Raw genomic sequence first — 17708 nt, forward strand, 5'->3', positions numbered from 1 at the left:
AACAAAATATTCTTAAAATAAACTGAATTGCAAAACTGCTCAATGCTTCTTTAAAGCATTATTTTTTAATTATTATTCACTAGTAAAGCCAGTTTGGCATATCAAAGATTATTTTTACAACAGTCACCCAAAAACGTCATTTACTCACAATATATTACTGTGAGCAATAAAAAACCCCGATTTTGGTCGGGGTTTTGCAACTCAGGCGAGTTTAAACATCTAGGTAATCCAAGATACCTTCGGCAGCTTGTCGACCTTCCCAGATTGCAGTAACCACAAGGTCAGAACCACGTACCATATCACCACCCGCAAAAATTTTCGGGTTTGACGTCTGGAACTTAAATGGTTGCTGTTCAGCTGCAACAACACGCCCCGAACCATCTAGGTTGATATTTGCACCTTCAAACCAGTCTGCAGGGCTTGGACGGAAACCAAATGCCAGTAAAACGGCATCTGCTGCTAAAATTTCTTCTGAACCCGGTACAGGCTCTGGACTACGGCGACCACGGCTATCAGGCTCACCCAATTGAGTTGTAACCACTTTAATGCCTGTGACTTTACCATTTTCACCAACCACTTCGATTGGCTGACGGTTAAACAGGAAGTTCACCCCTTCTTCACGCGCATTTTTGACTTCACGGCGTGAACCTGGCATGTTTTCTTCATCACGGCGGTAAGCACACGTCACCTCCGCAGCACCTTGACGAATCGAAGTACGGTTACAGTCCATCGCAGTGTCACCACCACCTAGAACAATCACTTTTTTGCCTTCCATGCTGATGTATTCAGATGCTTCTTTTTCCCAGCCTTGACAACGGTTGACGTTGGCAATCAAGAAATCAAGTGCATCATAAACTCCATCAAGGTCTTCACCCGGGAATCCACCTTTCATGTACGTGTATGTTCCCATGCCCATGAAAACTGCATCGTATTCTTCAAGCAATTGCTCAATGGTCACATCTGTACCGATTTCAGTATTTAAACGAAAATCAACGCCCATGCCGTGGAAAATTTCACGGCGACGTTTCATCACGTCTTTTTCCATTTTGAATTCTGGAATACCAAAAGTCAGCAAACCGCCAATTTCAGGACGCTTGTCAAAAACAACAGGTTTAACCCCATTACGCACCAAAATATCAGCACAGCCTAGACCCGCAGGTCCTGCCCCAATAATGGCAACTTTTTTGTCAGTCCATTTCACGCTAGACATATCTGGACGCCAGCCCAAAGCAAAAGCCGTGTCGTTGATATATTTTTCAGCATTACCAATCGTTACCGCACCAAAGCCGTCATTGAGGGTACAAGCCCCTTCACACAAGCGGTCTTGTGGGCAAACGCGGCCACAAACCTCTGGTAAGGTATTGGTTTGATGACACAATTCCGCCGCTTGGAAAATACGACCTTCAGAAATCAGCTTTAACCAGTTCGGAATATAGTTATGCACTGGGCATTTCCATTCACAGTACGGGTTACCACAACCTAAACAACGGTGTGTTTGGTTTTGGGCAACTTCCGCAGTAAATGGCTTATAAATTTCCACAAACTCTGCTTTGCGGACAGTAATATCTTTTTTCTCTGGATCTTGGCGTGCTACATCCAGAAATTGAAAGTCATTATTTAGGCGCTCTGCCATTGTTCTCTCCGTGGGCAAGTGTGAATAACCTACTTGATTAATCACACCTGCCTGTCAATCTTGAGTAGTGGAATTATTGAGGATCAGCTTTCATTTTTTTCAACAAAGTCTGGAAGTTGGCAGCTTTTGGTTTCACTAACCAGAACTTACGACTATAGTAGTCAAACTCATTACGGATCTTATACGCCCAAGCACTACCTGTTTCTTTAATATGTTCATCTAAAATACGAAGCAAGAACTCTTGATGGTCTTCCATCGATTCAGTTGAGATACGTGTCAAGTCAATCAATTCGTGGTTATAGTAGTCCACAAAGTCATTGTCAAGATCAAGTACATACGCAAAGCCACCTGTCATACCTGCACCGAAGTTATGACCCACTTTACCCAGTACTGTCACAATACCGCCTGTCATGTATTCACAGCAGTGGTCGCCTGCACCTTCGATTACCGCAAATGCACCAGAGTTACGAACTGCGAAACGCTCACCTGCTGTACCTGCTGCAAACAACTTACCGCCTGTTGCACCATACAAGCAAGTATTACCAATAATCGCTGTATTTTGCGTTTGGAATGGCGAACCTTTTGGTGGGAAGATCGACACGCGTCCACCTGCCATACCTTTACCAACATAGTCGTTGGCATCGCCTTCAAGTTTGATATGTAAGCCACCTGCGTTCCAAACACCAAGAGACTGACCTGCTGTACCTGTCAAGTTCAAGATGACAGGATGCGCTTCCATACTTAAATCGCCATAACGACGCGCGATTTCACCAGACAAACGCGCACCAATTGAACGGTCACAGTTGCTGACGGTATAAGAGAATTCACCACCCTGACCAGATTCAATCGCAGGAAGTGTATCAGTGATCATCTTCTCAGCTAACACACCTTTATCGAAAGGTTCATTACCCTGAACTTGGCAATACTGTGCTTTACCTTCAGCCGATGGATGTGAAGTCAACAATGCACTTAAATCAAGGTGTGCATGTTTGTCTGTTTCACCTGGCAACACTTCAAGCAAGTCAACACGACCAATCAAGTCTTTCAGTGAAGCAACACCAAGTGCTGCCAACCATTCACGTGTTTCTTCCGCAATAAAGTGGAAGAAGTTGATCAGCATTTCAGGTTCACCGATATAGTGCTCCTGACGTAAGTGGTCTTGCTGTGTTGCAACACCAGTTGCACAGTTGTTCAAGTGACAGATACGTAGGTATTTACAACCTAAAGCGATCATTGGTGTTGAACCAAAGCCAAAGCTTTCTGCACCCAAAATGGCTGCTTTCACAACATCCAGACCTGTTTTCAAACCACCGTCAGTCTGTACACGAACCTTGCCACGCAAGTCATTCACACGAAGTGCTTGATGCGCTTCAGACAGACCCAATTCCCATGGAGAACCCGCATGGTGAATTGAAGACAATGGAGAAGCTGCTGTACCACCGTCATAACCTGAAATAGTAATGAAGTCAGCATAAGCTTTCGCAACACCTGCGGCAATTGTCCCTACACCCGGTTCAGAAACCAGTTTTACCGATACCATTGCTTTTGGATTGACTTGTTTCAAGTCAAAGATCAACTGTGACAAATCTTCAATCGAGTAAATGTCATGGTGCGGTGGTGGAGAAATTAGCGTCACACCCGGTACAGAGTAACGTAAACGTGCAATCAGGCTGTTGACTTTACCACCTGGTAACTGACCACCTTCACCTGGTTTTGCACCTTGCGCCACTTTAATCTGCAAGACTTCTGCTGAAGTTAAGTATGCTGGGGTTACACCAAAACGACCTGAAGCGATCTGTTTGATTTTCGAGTTACGAATTGTGCCGTAACGCGCAGGGTCTTCACCACCCTCACCCGAGTTTGAACGCCCGCCAATGGTGTTCATTGCAATCGCAATCGCTTCGTGTGCTTCTGGAGAAAGCGCACCCAAAGACATCCCCGCAGAGTCAAAGCGAGGAAGAATGGCTTCAACCGCTTCAACCTGATCGAGTGCAATTGAATTCGTGGTTTTTAACTTAAATAAATCACGAATCGTTGCCACTGGACGGTTATTCACCAACTCAGCATATTCTTTAAAGTCTTCGTATTTGCCTGAACGTACAGATTTGTGTAAAGCATTGATCACGTCAGGGTTAAATGCATGATATTCCTTACCAAACACGAATTTCAACATACCGCCTTGGTCGATTGGCTTACGGTTTTTCCATGCCAAATCTGCCAATTGTTTTTGGTCATTTTCAAGGTCAACAAATGTTGCACCCTGAATACGGCTTGGTACGCCAGTGAAACACTTGTCTACAACTTGTTTCGACAAACCAACTGCTTCAAAGAGTTGACCACCACGATAAGATGCAACAGTTGAAATCCCCATTTTAGAGAGAACTTTCAACAAGCCTTTCTCAATGCCTTTACGGAAATTGGCTTGGGCGTGGATTGGGTCACCCAACAATTCGCCTTTTGCAATCAAGTCATTGATGACGTCATACGCCAAGTATGGATAGATCGCGGTTGCACCAAAGCCCAAGATCACTGCAAATTGGTGTGGATCACGTGCAACAGCAGTTTCCAAAATCAGGTTCGCGTCGGTACGTAAGCCTGTTTTACCTAAGTGGTGATGAATTGCACCAGTCGCCAAAACAGCATTGGCAGGTAAATAACCTTCACGGATTTTCTTATCCGAAATCACCAATAAAGTTTTACCATCACGAACAGCCTGTGCAGATTCTTCACAAATACGGGCAATCGCAGCTTCCAAACCTTCTGACTCAGGGTAGTTCAAGTCGATGTCGGCAATCTCGTAACCTTTACGACCCAACGTACGCAACTGATGCATTTTTGAATTTGAAAGCACTGGACTTGAGATAATCAAACGATCTGCATGCTCAGGACCCTGTTCGAATACGTTTTGTTCGCGCCCCATACAGGTTTCAAGTGACATCACAATCGATTCACGTAATGGATCGATTGGCGGGTTAGTCACCTGCGCAAATTGTTGACGGAAGAAATCTGACACATGACGGACTTGACGTGACAATACCGCCATTGGCGTATCATCACCCATTGAACCGACAGCTTCCTGACCACTTTCTGCAATCGGACGCAATAACTGATCACGTTCTTCAAAAGTGACCATAAACATTTTTTGAGCTGCTTTGAGCTGGTCACCTGTTAAGCCTTTATCACTTAAATGCTCTTCAAGCTCTGGGCTACCTTGTAAACGCACCGCATTTTCACGTAACCACTGACGGTATGGACGCATTTTTTTCAGGTGGTTGTTGACATCGCCGGTTTCAAGCAACTTGCCTGTAACGGTGTCGATTACCAAGATTTGACCAGGTCCTACACGACCTTTTGAGATCACATCTTCTGGTTCGTAACCCCACACGCCAATTTCAGATGCAAGGGTGATGTAACCATTTTTGGTAATCACCCAACGTGCAGGACGTAAACCATTACGGTCAAGCATACAAATCGCATGACGACCATCTTGAATGACTAGACCCGCAGGGCCATCCCATGCTTCCATGTGCTTAGAGTTAAATTCATAGAATGCACGCAAGTCAGCATCTAAAGTTTCAACGTTTTGCCATGCTGGTGGTACAAGCATACGTAGCGCACGGAACAAGTCCATGCCACCGCCAACCAGAATCTCAAGCATATTATCAAGGCTTGAAGAATCCGAACCAGTCAAGTTCACTAGCGGGTTAAGCTCTGTTAAACCTGGCAATAACGGGTTTTCAAATTTTGGAGTACGTGCCAAAGCCCAGTTACGGTTTGCAGTAATGGTATTGATTTCACCATTGTGTGCCAAATAACGGAATGGCTGCGCCAATTTCCAACGTGGCAAAGTATTGGTTGAGAAACGTTGATGGAACACCACAATATGAGATTCCAAACGCTCATCGGCAAGGTCTGTATAGAAGTCAGCAATCGCAGCTGGCATCATCAAACCTTTATACGTAATGACATTTGAGCTTAATGTTGTCACATAAAATGAAGCATCATTGACAAGTGCTTCTTCTGCACGACGACGTGCCATGAACAGCTTACGGTTGAATTCAACCTCGCTCACACCCATCGGGCAGTTCACAATCACTTGTTCAAATGCAGGTAGAGACTCGAGTGCAATTTCACCAAGAACGTCATTATTGGTTGGCACAACACGCCAAGCAATGACACGTAGACCTTCGTCATCGAGTTCTTTGGTGAGCACATTTTTTGAATGTTGTGCTAAAGCAGGGTCAAGATTTAGAAAAACAGTACCAACAGCAAAAATTTCGCTTAAGGTAATATCGCTGAGTTTTTTAGCTTCTTCACGGAAGAAAGCTTTTGGCATGGCAAGTAATAAGCCACAACCATCTCCTGTTTTACCATCGGCGGCAATCCCACCACGGTGCGTCATGCAGCTTAAACTATGAATCGCTGTCTTCACAAGATGATGACTAGCGTCTCCCTGCATATGGGCAATAAGCCCAAATCCACAGTTATCCTTAAACTCATCAGGTTGGTATAAACCTTGAGCGGGAGCTACAGTATTTGGCGATGGCATGTGCATAGCGTACCCTTCTTTCAACATTGCTCTATGAGCATCACATATATCAAATTCCCTTCGCGACTTAAGCCTCAGACCTCACAGCAAAAGTGCGCAGGCAGCTCTCAAGAATAGCCCCTTTGGGCGTTATCTTGCATTACTTTTATGACAAAAATATGCCTTTCTGCACTAGACTTTGGTTATGATTGGACAAGAGGCTATATGCGCCCACATTGAATTTTTTTGCTCCAAAATAAGGACAATTAACTCAACTCATGCACCATTTAAGCAAAATATGTGCCAAATAGTACATTTCACATACAAAATTCATATATTTCAGTTAAGTAGGCCTAAAAAGTGCATTAAAACAGATTTTACCACTTGTTAAAAATGCACTTAAAATGTGCATAATTTACATTTTGTTTATTTTTCGCCTTATTTTAGAACTTTTTTTATGCGATTTCATTTAAAATTTACGCACAAAATCAGTGCATTTGTATTTTTTAATGAGGTGCCGATGCTTCTATCCCTGCCGATTGCGTTACACTAACTACATTCCCTTCATGATCTTTTCGTGTAATCGTAGTCTGTACAGCGGGCGCAGTGGTTGTCACCGTAGAAGTTGCTGGTGCGACTGGAACTACAGGCGTTTGAGGAATCGCTGCTGGTTTTAACTTCACATTATATAATTGCTGATTAGAAGACAACTCATCTGCCCCCATATCATTAACCAAATCAGCATAATTTTTGAGTGCGACAGTTTTAGGGTGAATTGATTTCGGTAAACCCAAATTCAATTGTTGTAATTGTTCTTGAGCATTATCCTCACTGTTATATAAACCATACAATAAGATATAACGTTCTGGCTGATGCTCTATCGATAAACGCAAATAAATAAATTTTTGGCGATCTGAACGCTTATCTAAAAAATCCTGTATCAACTCTTCTTTATTGGTTTCAAAAATTTCAAGCGCATAATTTTTAATATTAGTCTGAATAAAGTGTGTACCACGAAACTCAGCACTATGCTGACCTGAAGCCACGACACGTGTGGTTTGTTGAAGTGGGCGAACTTCATCAACCATCACTCCCAAATTAGGGATCGCAGACAATTTCTCCGCCTGAAACTGCGGTTGTACATCTTCTTGTGTAGGCTGAGCTGCATGCTTTAGTGGCTTTGACGTACTAAATAACCCACAGATCCCTGCCGCAACTAAGCAGATACCACCACCAATCAACAATACTCGACGAATGATTGTGGTATTTGCCAATTGTTGCTCTAACATCATCGTACCTTATTCTTGATTCGCTAAAATGGCTTGTTGCATCAACTCAACATCAAAATCTTTCGTAATTACAGCTTGTCCAAGTTGACGGATTAGCACTAAACGTAACTGCCCATTGAGAACTTTTTTATCATGAGACATATAAGATAAAAATTGTTCCAATGGAATCACAGGGCATTTTATCGGTAATTGAGCACGCTGAATAATATTTTTTGTACGCAACACATCCGCTTCAGAGATCCAGCCTAGACGACAAGATAAATCTGCTGCCATGACCATGCCTGTTGCAACTGCCTCACCATGTAGCCAGACCCCATATCCAAGATAGGATTCAATTGCATGACCAAAAGTATGTCCAAGATTTAATAATGCTCGTTCGCCTTGTTCTTTTTCATCATTGGCGACAATTCGAGCTTTATGTGCACATGAACGATAAACAGCCTCAGCCAACAGATGCTCATCACCTGCAACCAATCCATCCATATGCTGTTCTAACCATGCCAAGAATTCAATATCACCCAATAAGGCATATTTAATCACTTCAGCTAAACCTGCAGAAAGCTCACGTGGAGGCAGTGTTTTGAGTTGAGCCATATCCGCAAGAACAACTTGTGGTTGTTTAAATGCCCCAATCATATTCTTGCCCAATGGGTGATTGATCCCAGTTTTCCCACCTACGCTCGAATCGACTTGAGAAAGTAATGTGGTTGGCACTTGTACAAAATCAACACCACGTTGGAAACTTGCAGCAGCAAATCCTGCCATATCCCCAACCACACCACCACCAAGCGCCAATACAGTACAGTCTCGGTTAAATCCTGAAGACAATAAAGCATCAAAAATAAGATTCAAATGTTCAATATTTTTATATTTTTCACCATCAGGCAAAATACAATGTGCAACAGTTTTGCCCAAGTTTTGCAATGCTTGTTGATAATGTTCCAAATATAAAGGTGCAACCGTATCATTCGATACAATCATGACTTGCTTACCCAAAATATAAGGCGCAAGCAACGCTTGAGGATCAAGCTGACTACCAATATAAATTGGGTAACGACGCTCACCCAACTCCACATATAACGTTTGCATAGTAAAAACCAAGAAAATTAAATTGAATAATGAACAGCGATATCTTTCAGAATCTTTTGTGCAAGTTCCCTTGCTCCACCTTGATGAGTATCAATCACGTAGTGTGCAACTTCTCGGTACAAAGGATCTCTTAAAGTCAGCAAGTCCTGTAACCGCTTTTCAGGGTTTTCGACTTGCAATAAGGGACGGTTTTTATCACGATAAGTACGTTGTAACTGCACTTCAACAGGTGCAAATAAATAAACCACAATGCCCCGCTGATGCAAGGCATTGCGATTTGGCAATTGAGTAACCACTCCACCGCCTGTTGCAAGCACCAAATTAGAACGCTTAGTTAATTCATCAATCACCAATTGTTCGCGCTGACGAAACCCAAGCTCCCCCTCTTTTTCGAAAATCCAAGGAATTGAAGCACCTGTTTTCCGTTCAATTTCGTGATCACTATCAACAAACTCTCGACCTAAAAGCTCTGCAAGATGTCGACCAACAGTTGTCTTTCCAGCCCCCATGGGCCCTACCAAATAAATATTTGGCAGGGTATTGAATGCTTTGTTTGGCAAGGAGCCACCTACTCAATTACAGCGATGATTTTATATTAATGATTTCTAGAAACAGTTTCATCCACAATTCGTGGTGTGATGAAAATGAGTAACTCACGCTTTGTCACTGTTTTAGAGGTATTCTTAAACAAAGTTCCTACAACTGGAATATCACCCAGTAGTGGTACTTTCTTAATGGTTGCCGTGCTTTCATCTTCATACAACCCACCTAGCACTACAGTTTCGCCATCACTTACCAAGACATTCGTTTGCAGTTTATTGGTATCAATTGCATAACCTGCATCCGTTAATGTTCCCAAAGTATCTTTTGAAATATTTAATTTCATCTGAACTTTACCATCTGGTGTAATACTTGGAACAACTTTCAATTCTAGCACTGCATCTTGGAATGTCGTTGTAGTTCCTGAGTTTGCACTTGTGGTTTGATAAGGAATTTTAACACCCGAACGAATTGTCGCTTCTTGTTTATCGCCCGTCATAACTTTAGGTGTCGATAGAATCTCACTTTGCCCGTCACTTTGTGAAGCAGCTAATTGTAGGTCTAGAATACTTGAACCCAAACGCAATAAGCCCAAAGATAAAGAGCCATATGAAGTTGTTGCACCCAAGTCGACACTCAAACTGCCTGAATTTGTATACGTACCATTACTCCAACTTGAAGTTGAAGTTGGTTTAGTTAAGCTCCAGCTCACACCTAGTTCATTGGTAAAATCAGTTGATGCACGGACAATACGTGCTTCTACCATGACTTGTTTCACAGGAAAATCTAACTGCTTTAAAATACTTTTGAGTTGTTGAACTTTCTCAGCAGTATCATTAATAATCACGGTATTGGTACGATTATCAACAATCATTGAGCCGCGACTACTTAAAAGTGAACGCATGCCTTGATCATCTGAGTTCGAAGTTGAGCCTTTTTTACTATCCATATCCTCAATCATTTTTTTGACATCTTCGCCTTTAACATAATTGAGTTGAAGCGTTTCGGTTTCTAGTGGAGCAAGTTTTATATGTTGAGCTAAAGCTTTGGCTTGATCTTCATCTGATTTAATTAATTCAGTAGTAGGAGCAACCCAGATAACATTACCATTTTTACGTTTATCCAAATTCTTAGCTTTCATAATAATATCAAGTGCCTGATCCCAAGGTACATCTTTTAGACGTAAAGTAATGTTACCCTGAACACTATCCGAGGCAACAATATTCACCCCTGTAAAATCAGCAAGCAGCTGTAGAACTCGACGCACCTCGATATCTTGAAAATCTAAAGAAATTTTTTTACCTGTATATTTATTATTTAATACTTGTGGCTGTGTTGTTGTCGCAACCTCTTCTTTTTTCGCCACACTAATAATCAAACGATTATCTGTTTGGTAGGCTATATAGTCAAAGCTACCCTGTGATTGAATATTGAGCACACCGTTATGCCCATCATTAAATGCGTCCACCGAAGAAACAGGTGTTGCAAAATCATTCACATTCAAACGACGTATCAATGAACTTGGTATTTTAGTCCCTAAAAAGCGCACAACAATTTTATTACCTTGCTGCTTTACATCGACTGGTGTATTTGGATTTGTTAGTGAAATTTGAATCTGACCCTCACCTTTGTCTCCTCGTTGAAAATTAATATTTTCAATTCCTTGAATAGAGGTGTACTGAGACTGAGTCACTACTTTAGACTGTGCTGCGGAAGCAACTTTATTAATTTTTAAAATAAAAGTATTACCTTCTACACGGGTCGTAAAAGCACCTGCTTGTTTTAAATTAACTGTCAGACGCGCTCGCTGTGGATCAGAAGATAAATCAACTGAGCTTGCTTCAGATGTTGAAACTGGAATAGATGTTTGTTTTAAAGTCTGTGCAGCTTTATCAAAATCCAAAATCAGACGTGATGGTTGTTCAACTTGATAAGCTTGAGGTTGAGGTGGTAAACCATTGAACATGACACGAATTTCTGTGCCTTGTGCTGGAATTTGCATAGGTACAATATTTGTAATGGCAACAGCAGCATTCGCGATCTGCACCATTGCCATTGCGACAGCCCCTAGAGCAAATTGGTGAATAACTGGCTTCATTCGTTGCATATCCCCAAATTTTTTTACAGATTTTTTCATTATTATTCCTCAAATTATGCCGCTGGACCAATTAAAACAAGGCTACGTGGACGTTCAATATAACCATCTCGACCATCCGACACAATCTCAACCAAATCAATTTGTGTTGGGGTAATCTTAGTAATACGCCCTTGGTTTAAGCCCATATAATTTCCAACCTGAACACGCTCAATCTGATGATCTGGTGTTTGTATTAATGCCACAATCTGACCATTGGTATTACGTAAGCTTCCCTTAAATGACATTGATTCTAAAGCATAGCTTTCTAAAGGTTGCGGTTGACGTGAGAAATCTGGATAAACTCGCTTACCCGCCATAACCTTTAACTCGGTATATAGAGATTGTGGCAAAAATGGACTACGTAAGTTTTGTGCAGCATATTCAAATGAAGGTACAGGTTCAAATGTTGGTGCTGGCTTAATTGGCATAGCTGGCTCACTCCGAATTTTTGCCATCTCCTCATTTACAGCATCAATTCGGGAACTACAACCCACCACCAGAAATACAGGCAATAAAGCAAGAATCATACGCTTGTTCATTATTTTGCTGCTCCTGATTGTGGCTCAGATGCAGATGCTTGTTCTTCTGCACCAAGGTAACGATAAGTTTTTGCATGAACAGTATAAGTCACCACAGGAATATCAGATTTTTTGTTGTCATCTTGCCCTGCAACCATAGAAAAGTCATGCATTGTTACAATTCGTGGTAAAGCTGCGATTGCACTGGCAAACTGTCCAAAGACATGATAATCACCCGTTGCCTGAATAGAGATCGGTTGTTCCATAAAGAATTCTTGTTTGACTTCTGGATCAAGCGAAATATTTTTAAACTTCAGACCTGCTGTCACACCTGTCACGTTAATATCTTCAACTAACCCTGGAATTTCAGATTCTTTTGGCAACTGCTGTAACTGCTGATTAAAATCAGCTTGCATTTTAACCAATTGTTTCTGATAAAGTTGTAAGTTTCGTAGCTTAGAATCTTTTTCTCGATATTCATTGAGTAAATTGGTTTCTTGAGCTTGCGCAGTCGCAATTGAATCCATTTTTGAGCTAATTAAAACAAAATAACCCACAATACAAACGACAATAAAAATAAAAATCCAACAGGTGATTTTAACCGAAATTGGCCATCCACCATAGTTTGCAGTATCTAAGGAATTAAACTGTTTCACAAAACGATCTAATGTCATCTTGTTTTTCACAGGTTTGACTGCATTTTCATTTGATTCATCTAATTGTTCTTGGCTCATTTTGCAGCTCCTTGCGTAGGTTGTACTCCTGAAGCAACTTGATCTTCTGTAGTTTGCGCAATTTGACCCAGATCAGCAGTCACAACAAATTTCCCATATCCCTCTTCCACACGCGGCACAACAGAAGTCTGTTGTGGTTGATTCGTTGTATTATCTGCAGAATCAAAGGATTTCATAAATACATTACGAAACCATGGTGAGTTGCCTAAATTACGCATGAAGTCTGCAACGACATTTGGACTCTCTGCTTTACCTTCAATGGTAAAATGATCACCTACACGTTCTAGTTTAGTTAAATACATATTGCTCGGTACAGAACGAGCAAGTTGATCAATTAAACGAACTGCGATTGGGCGTTGAGCCTGTAAATCTTGAATCAACTTCATACGCTCAACAATCGCTTGAGTTTGTTTTTGTAAGCCATCTAAGGACTTTAATTGTTGATCAAGCTGCTGATTACTTGAAATAATTAATTGATTAGCATCTTCTTGATCACTTAGTTTTTGATCAAAATACATCCATGCTGCAAAAACAGTAAACACCCCAAGGATAGCAACAAGAATTGAAATTAAAATAAAAGTTTTTTTACGTTGTTCTCGGAGTTCATCGCGCCAAGGTAATAAGTTTATTTTTGACATTAATCAAAACTCCTTAACGCTAAACCACAAGCAACCATAAGAGAGGAAGCATCATCTTCAATTTTCTTAATATTAATTTGCGGAGAAAAACCCATTTGTAAGAATGGATTTGCGACAGTGACACGGTATCCTAGTTGTTGTTGTAATACCTTCGCTAACCCCGGCAAATTCGCTGTCCCACCTGCCAATAAAATATGGTCAATATCATTAAATTGTGACGATGAGAAAAATAATTGAAGTGAGCGCTGTGCTTGTTGAGCGACACTATCCATAAATGGCAATAGAACTTCAGAATCAAAATCATCTGGTAAAGTTCTTTCTTTTTTTGCTCGTCCTGCTTCTGGATAAGACAACCCATAGCGAGTCTGGATATCTTTAGTCAGTTGCTTCCCACCAAAAACATGTTCACGGGTATAAACAATTTTTCCATCTTGAACAACAGACAACGTTGTCATGGAGTGACCGATATCTAAAATAGCAATAATCCGTGTCCCAAGCGGCAAGGTATTTGAAAATACGCCCAACGCTCGCTCCATGGCATAGCTTTCAACATCTGCAACTTTAGCGGTTAGACCTGCATAAATTAAAGCTTCATTGCGGGCTTCCACGTTTTCAGTACGCGTTGCAACAAGCAAAACGTTCACACGCCCTGGACGCGATGCAGGGTCTGGAAGGACTTCAAAATCTAAACTGACATCATCAAGCGGAAATGGGATATACTGCTCAGCATCCATTCGAATTTGTATTTCTCGCTCATCATCATTCATATCTTCATCCATTTCGATGATTTTATGAATAACACTTGAAGTTGGAACTGCAAAAGCTGCATTTATTGTAGATGGATTTCCCACATCTAATGCTTTTTCTAATGCTTCTGCAACGGCTTCAGGATTGATGATATTTTTTTCAACTACAGCGCCTTCTGGCAAAGGAATTAGGGCATAGCTTTCTACACAATAACGCCCACTCTTTACAGAGAGCTCGAGCATTTTTACAGAAGTTGAACTAATATCAACCCCAATTAACCCCTTTTTAGGTTTACGATATAACCTTAACACAATGTTTATTCCTGTTATTTTTTATTTAGAATAGCATAATACCGTGTTGTGTATTTGGTTTCGTCTGGAGAATAACGTAATAATACCCTGAACAAGGTTCTTCTCGGCTATACTGGGCTTCAGCTATACTCAACTTCAGTCGCCCATTGCATATTAAATATTACTTGTTATGAAAAATCTATCGTGTTCAGGTCGAATTCATCCAATTTTTTTGTTTTTTCTGATTGTTATTTTGCTAGTTCCAATGGGCTTCTATGGCATGTATTTATACATCGCTCCTTCTTTACCTGAAATGAGCAGCTTAAAGAAAGCACCTTTGCTCAAACCTATTCAAATTTATACATCAGACAATCAACTGATTGCGGAATATGGCGGACAATTATCCGTCCCTGTTGAGTATAAGCAGATTCCACCTCATTTTATTCAAGCTTTTTTAGCTGCTGAAGACTCTTCTTTTTTTGAACATAGTGGCATTAGTTTTAAAGGTTTGGGGCGAGCGGTCAGTGAAAGCTTAACGGGCGATACTCAAACGGGTGGTTCAACGATCACCATGCAGGTGGCAAAAAACTATTATCTAACCCCAGAACGCACCTTAAAGCGCAAACTGACTGAAATTTTCCTTGCACGCAAAATAGAACAAAACCTCAGCAAACAAGAAATTCTCACGTTATATGTTAATAAGATTTTTCTTGGTAAAAATGCCTATGGTATTGCAGCGGCTGCCAAGATTTATTATGACAAGAACATTAATCAACTCAGTATTGCGCAGATGGCAATGATTGCGGGTTTACCTAAAGCGCCATCGAAGTATAACCCTGTTGCCAATCCTGAACGTGCCCTTGAACGCCGTAATTGGATTTTAGGACGTATGCGTCAACTGGGTTATATCAATCAATCTGATTATCAAAAATCAATTGAAGAACCTCTCAATCTCAATATGCCAGACCGAGGTGTTTCAACTCGCTATCCGTATGTTGGTGAGATGGTTCGTGCCGAGATTGTTGATAAGTTTGGTGAGCAGGCAGTCAATTCAGGTTTTAAAATCTACACCACGATTGATAGTAAACGTCAGGAATACGCTGAACAATCGGTACAAGAGGGTCTAGAAGATTATGACCGTCGTCATGGTTGGCGTGGTGCTGAAGCACATGGTGTTCCTTTATCGAGATTTTTTACATATGCCAATAATTACCCTGCAAAAGTCATTAAAGTTGAAAAGAACAGTTTTGAAGCCGAATTAAAAGATGGTGCGATTGTCACCGTTCCTTGGTCAGGTATGGCATGGGCACGTCCATATCGCAACGCCAATAGTGTTGGTGCAGCACCTACCCGCGCAGCTCAAATTGTAAAAACAGATGATATCGTTCGCTTACGTCCAAATGACAATAAAACGGTCTGGTCTTTGGTACAAATTCCGAAAGTACAAGGACAACTGATCGCAATGAATCCAAACAATGGTGCTATTGAGGCTGTTGTTGGTGGATACAGTTATGTGCAATCGACCTTTAACCGTGCAACACAAGGCTGGCGTCAACCCGGTTCAACCATTAAACCGTTTATTTATGCCCTTGCGTTAGAGCGTGGCATGACACCTTATACGATGGTCAATGACAGCCCGATTACGATTGGTAAATGGTCACCTAAAAACTCGGATGGTCGTTATTTAGGAATGATTCCTCTGCGTCGTGCACTCTATCTTTCTCGAAATACGGTCTCTGTACGCTTGTTGCAAAGCGTAGGGGTTGATCGCGCGCGTCAATTACTGATGGATTTTGGTTTACAGGAGAATCAGATTCCGAATAACTTCACTATTGCTTTAGGTACGCCGCAGGTACTTCCTGTACAAATGGCAACAGGTTATGCCACGTTTGCCAATGGTGGTTTCCGCGTTGAGCCTTACTTTATTGAGCATATTGAAGATGCGTATGGCAAAACCATTTATAAAGCCAATCCAGAATATGCATGTATTTCGTGTATCAATCCAGATCATCAAGAAGCGGCTTCAGAGCAGACCACCACACCTGATGATGAAGCATTTAAGCAACAGCCCGCGCTCACCACTCAACAAGCCGATGCAACTAAAAGTGATTATCGTCAAGCTCAGCGGATTATTAAATCCAGTTCCGCTTATGATATGGCAAACATTCTACGCGATGTGATTCAACATGGTACTGGACGCGCTGCCTTAAAAATTGGTCGTGATGATTTGGGGGGTAAAACAGGAACCACCAATGATGCCAAAGATGCTTGGTTTGCAGGCTTTAACGGGAAATTAGTGGCTGTTGCTTGGGTCGGCTTTGATCAGCCAACGACTTTGGGACGCTTAGAATATGGTGGCGTTGCCGCATTGCCTGTTTGGAGTAATTTTATGGCACGCTCTTTACAAGGCACACCATCAGCATGGGTGACTTTAGACAAAAATGCCAAAGCACCTATTTCTCATGGTCAAACGATTATTGAGCAGATTGATCGCAATGAAAATCGTGTTGCGCCACCACTGGCTCGCCCTGCTTATCGCCCTGCGCCTGCAGCAAAACCAGCCACACGCAAACAAGATGAAGAGGATTTTTCTGATCTACCAGGTGAGGAGATCCTCATTCCTGCTGAAAAAGCCCCACCTAAGCTCAATAATCCACAACCTGCAACTGCGACTAAAAAATCCAATCCTGACGCTTTGGAACAACTGATTAATCAAGTGAACTAAACGTAAAAAGCCGTCACATGACGGCTTTCTTTTTAAATAAATACAACTGAAAACTGGCTGTAACTTGCAAATGATCACGCTGTTCCAAAGCCTGACGTTTTTCAGGTTTCGCTTTGTAAGCATAAGGCGTCATTGCAAGTAAATTGATAATATCCTGTTGCTGCAAATCGAGTTCAGCATCAACGATAGATGATTCAATCAACTCAAAGTTTTCACTCATCTGTGCCACAAATTTTTCTGGCTCATGCAAATTGACTTGTTCAAACAAAGCTTCGCGTAAATCATATAAATGACGAGGTGCAGGCGTCACCACCAAACACAAACCATCATCTTTTAAAATGCGCAGAATTTCTGGCTGAGGAATTGGACTAAACAAACTGCTGCACAAATCAATCGACTGATCTAAAGCAGGTAAAACTGCTCCTGTTCCTACCACCCAAGTTACGGCTTGATTCAGTTTCGCTGCACGTTGCACGGCACTTTTGGCAATATCCACACCGAAACACTGTTCTACATAAGCTTGCATGGCACTGGTGTAATACCCCTCTCCACAACCAATATCCAACAATGTTTTTGGCTGATAACGCTCCAATAATTGCTCCACAGCCTGACGTAGCGGCGCATAAAAACCTGCCGATAAAAATGCACGGCGCGCATCAACTGCTTCTGGGGTATCTCCCGGATGTTTGCTGTGCTTATGCTGCACCACATGCAAATTGACATAGCCTTGTTTGGCTAAATCAAAACTATGCCCCTGCGGGCAACGCCACGTTCTTGCATTTAAGGTCAGTGAATCTCGGCAAACAGGGCACATCAACACTTGCATCGTGTTTTAACTCC

The 17708-nt window shown here is 41.7% G+C and carries 12 protein-coding genes; 1 reads left to right on the forward strand and 11 read right to left on the reverse strand.

Translation table 11 applies throughout. The features are described 5' to 3' along the window. Positions 1–211: 211 nt before the first annotated feature. From GBN19_RS07520 to GBN19_RS07565, 10 genes are all read right to left on the reverse strand, one after another. Entirely contained in the window at positions 212–1633 is a 1422-nt protein-coding gene (locus GBN19_RS07520; RefSeq protein ID WP_151777697.1) for an FAD-dependent oxidoreductase, read from the reverse strand. Positions 1634–1706: 73 nt separating this feature from the next. Continuing rightward, a complete protein-coding gene (gltB, locus tag GBN19_RS07525) occupies positions 1707–6182 on the reverse strand; it encodes a glutamate synthase large subunit (protein WP_171494448.1) in 4476 nt (1491 codons plus the stop codon). 485 nt (positions 6183–6667) lie between these two features. Then, positions 6668–7450 (reverse strand): hypothetical protein, encoded by a 783-nt coding sequence (locus tag GBN19_RS07530; RefSeq protein WP_151708472.1) that lies wholly within the window; start codon positions 7448–7450, stop codon positions 6668–6670. 9 nt (positions 7451–7459) lie between these two features. After that, positions 7460–8539, reverse strand: coding sequence for a 3-dehydroquinate synthase (aroB, locus tag GBN19_RS07535; protein ID WP_151708471.1), 1080 nt, complete (start codon positions 8537–8539; stop codon positions 7460–7462). 17 nt (positions 8540–8556) lie between these two features. Further along, entirely contained in the window at positions 8557–9099 is a 543-nt protein-coding gene (gene aroK, locus GBN19_RS07540; protein ID WP_151708470.1) for a shikimate kinase AroK, read from the reverse strand. Positions 9100–9134: 35 nt separating this feature from the next. After that, positions 9135–11216 (reverse strand): type IV pilus secretin PilQ, encoded by a 2082-nt coding sequence (locus tag GBN19_RS07545; protein WP_151777698.1) that lies wholly within the window; start codon positions 11214–11216, stop codon positions 9135–9137. 14 nt (positions 11217–11230) lie between these two features. Beyond that, positions 11231–11755 carry a pilus assembly protein PilP gene (locus GBN19_RS07550; protein WP_151777699.1) on the reverse strand — a complete coding sequence of 175 codons (525 nt, stop codon included), beginning with the start codon at positions 11753–11755 and terminating at the stop codon, positions 11231–11233. Continuing rightward, positions 11755–12468 carry a type 4a pilus biogenesis protein PilO gene (locus GBN19_RS07555; RefSeq protein ID WP_151777700.1) on the reverse strand — a complete coding sequence of 238 codons (714 nt, stop codon included), beginning with the start codon at positions 12466–12468 and terminating at the stop codon, positions 11755–11757. The genes GBN19_RS07550 and GBN19_RS07555 overlap by 1 nt, the downstream gene beginning before the upstream one ends. Further along, a complete protein-coding gene (locus GBN19_RS07560) occupies positions 12465–13106 on the reverse strand; it encodes a PilN domain-containing protein (protein ID WP_151708466.1) in 642 nt (213 codons plus the stop codon). Before GBN19_RS07560 ends, GBN19_RS07555 begins: the two co-directional genes overlap by 4 nt. After that, a complete protein-coding gene (locus GBN19_RS07565; protein ID WP_151777701.1) occupies positions 13106–14164 on the reverse strand; it encodes a pilus assembly protein PilM in 1059 nt (352 codons plus the stop codon). The genes GBN19_RS07560 and GBN19_RS07565 overlap by 1 nt, the downstream gene beginning before the upstream one ends. A 169-nt stretch (positions 14165–14333) precedes the next feature. Here GBN19_RS07565 and GBN19_RS07570 point away from each other — a divergent pair, with 169 nt between their 5' ends. Next, the gene (locus GBN19_RS07570; protein ID WP_151777702.1) at positions 14334–16868 is read left to right on the forward strand and encodes a penicillin-binding protein 1A; all 2535 of its coding nucleotides are present in this window, start codon (positions 14334–14336) and stop codon (positions 16866–16868) included. A 13-nt stretch (positions 16869–16881) separates the two neighbouring features. Here the strand turns inward: GBN19_RS07570 and GBN19_RS07575 are convergent, their stop codons facing one another. Next, entirely contained in the window at positions 16882–17694 is an 813-nt protein-coding gene (locus GBN19_RS07575; protein ID WP_151777703.1) for a putative RNA methyltransferase, read from the reverse strand. Positions 17695–17708: the final 14 nt, after the last annotated feature.

The sequence above is a fragment of the Acinetobacter brisouii genome, from assembly GCF_008993995.1.
Classification (GTDB): Bacteria; Pseudomonadota; Gammaproteobacteria; order Pseudomonadales; family Moraxellaceae; genus Acinetobacter; species Acinetobacter brisouii_A.

Excerpts from the sequence above, each read along its gene's own strand:
- GBN19_RS07520 (WP_151777697.1), bottom strand. The coding sequence starts at position 1,633 with ATGGCAGAGCGCCTAAATAATGACTTTCAATTTCTGGATGTAGCACGC.
- gltB (WP_171494448.1), bottom strand. The coding sequence starts at position 6,182 with ATGCCATCGCCAAATACTGTAGCTCCCGCTCAAGGTTTATACCAACCT.
- GBN19_RS07530 (WP_151708472.1), bottom strand. The coding sequence starts at position 7,450 with ATGTTAGAGCAACAATTGGCAAATACCACAATCATTCGTCGAGTATTG.
- aroB (WP_151708471.1), bottom strand. The coding sequence starts at position 8,539 with ATGCAAACGTTATATGTGGAGTTGGGTGAGCGTCGTTACCCAATTTAT.
- GBN19_RS07545 (WP_151777698.1), bottom strand. The coding sequence starts at position 11,216 with ATGAAAAAATCTGTAAAAAAATTTGGGGATATGCAACGAATGAAGCCA.
- GBN19_RS07550 (WP_151777699.1), bottom strand. The coding sequence starts at position 11,755 with ATGAACAAGCGTATGATTCTTGCTTTATTGCCTGTATTTCTGGTGGTG.
- GBN19_RS07555 (WP_151777700.1), bottom strand. The coding sequence starts at position 12,468 with ATGAGCCAAGAACAATTAGATGAATCAAATGAAAATGCAGTCAAACCT.
- GBN19_RS07560 (WP_151708466.1), bottom strand. The coding sequence starts at position 13,106 with ATGTCAAAAATAAACTTATTACCTTGGCGCGATGAACTCCGAGAACAA.
- GBN19_RS07570 (WP_151777702.1), top strand. The coding sequence starts at position 14,334 with ATGAAAAATCTATCGTGTTCAGGTCGAATTCATCCAATTTTTTTGTTT.
- GBN19_RS07575 (WP_151777703.1), bottom strand. The coding sequence starts at position 17,694 with ATGCAAGTGTTGATGTGCCCTGTTTGCCGAGATTCACTGACCTTAAAT.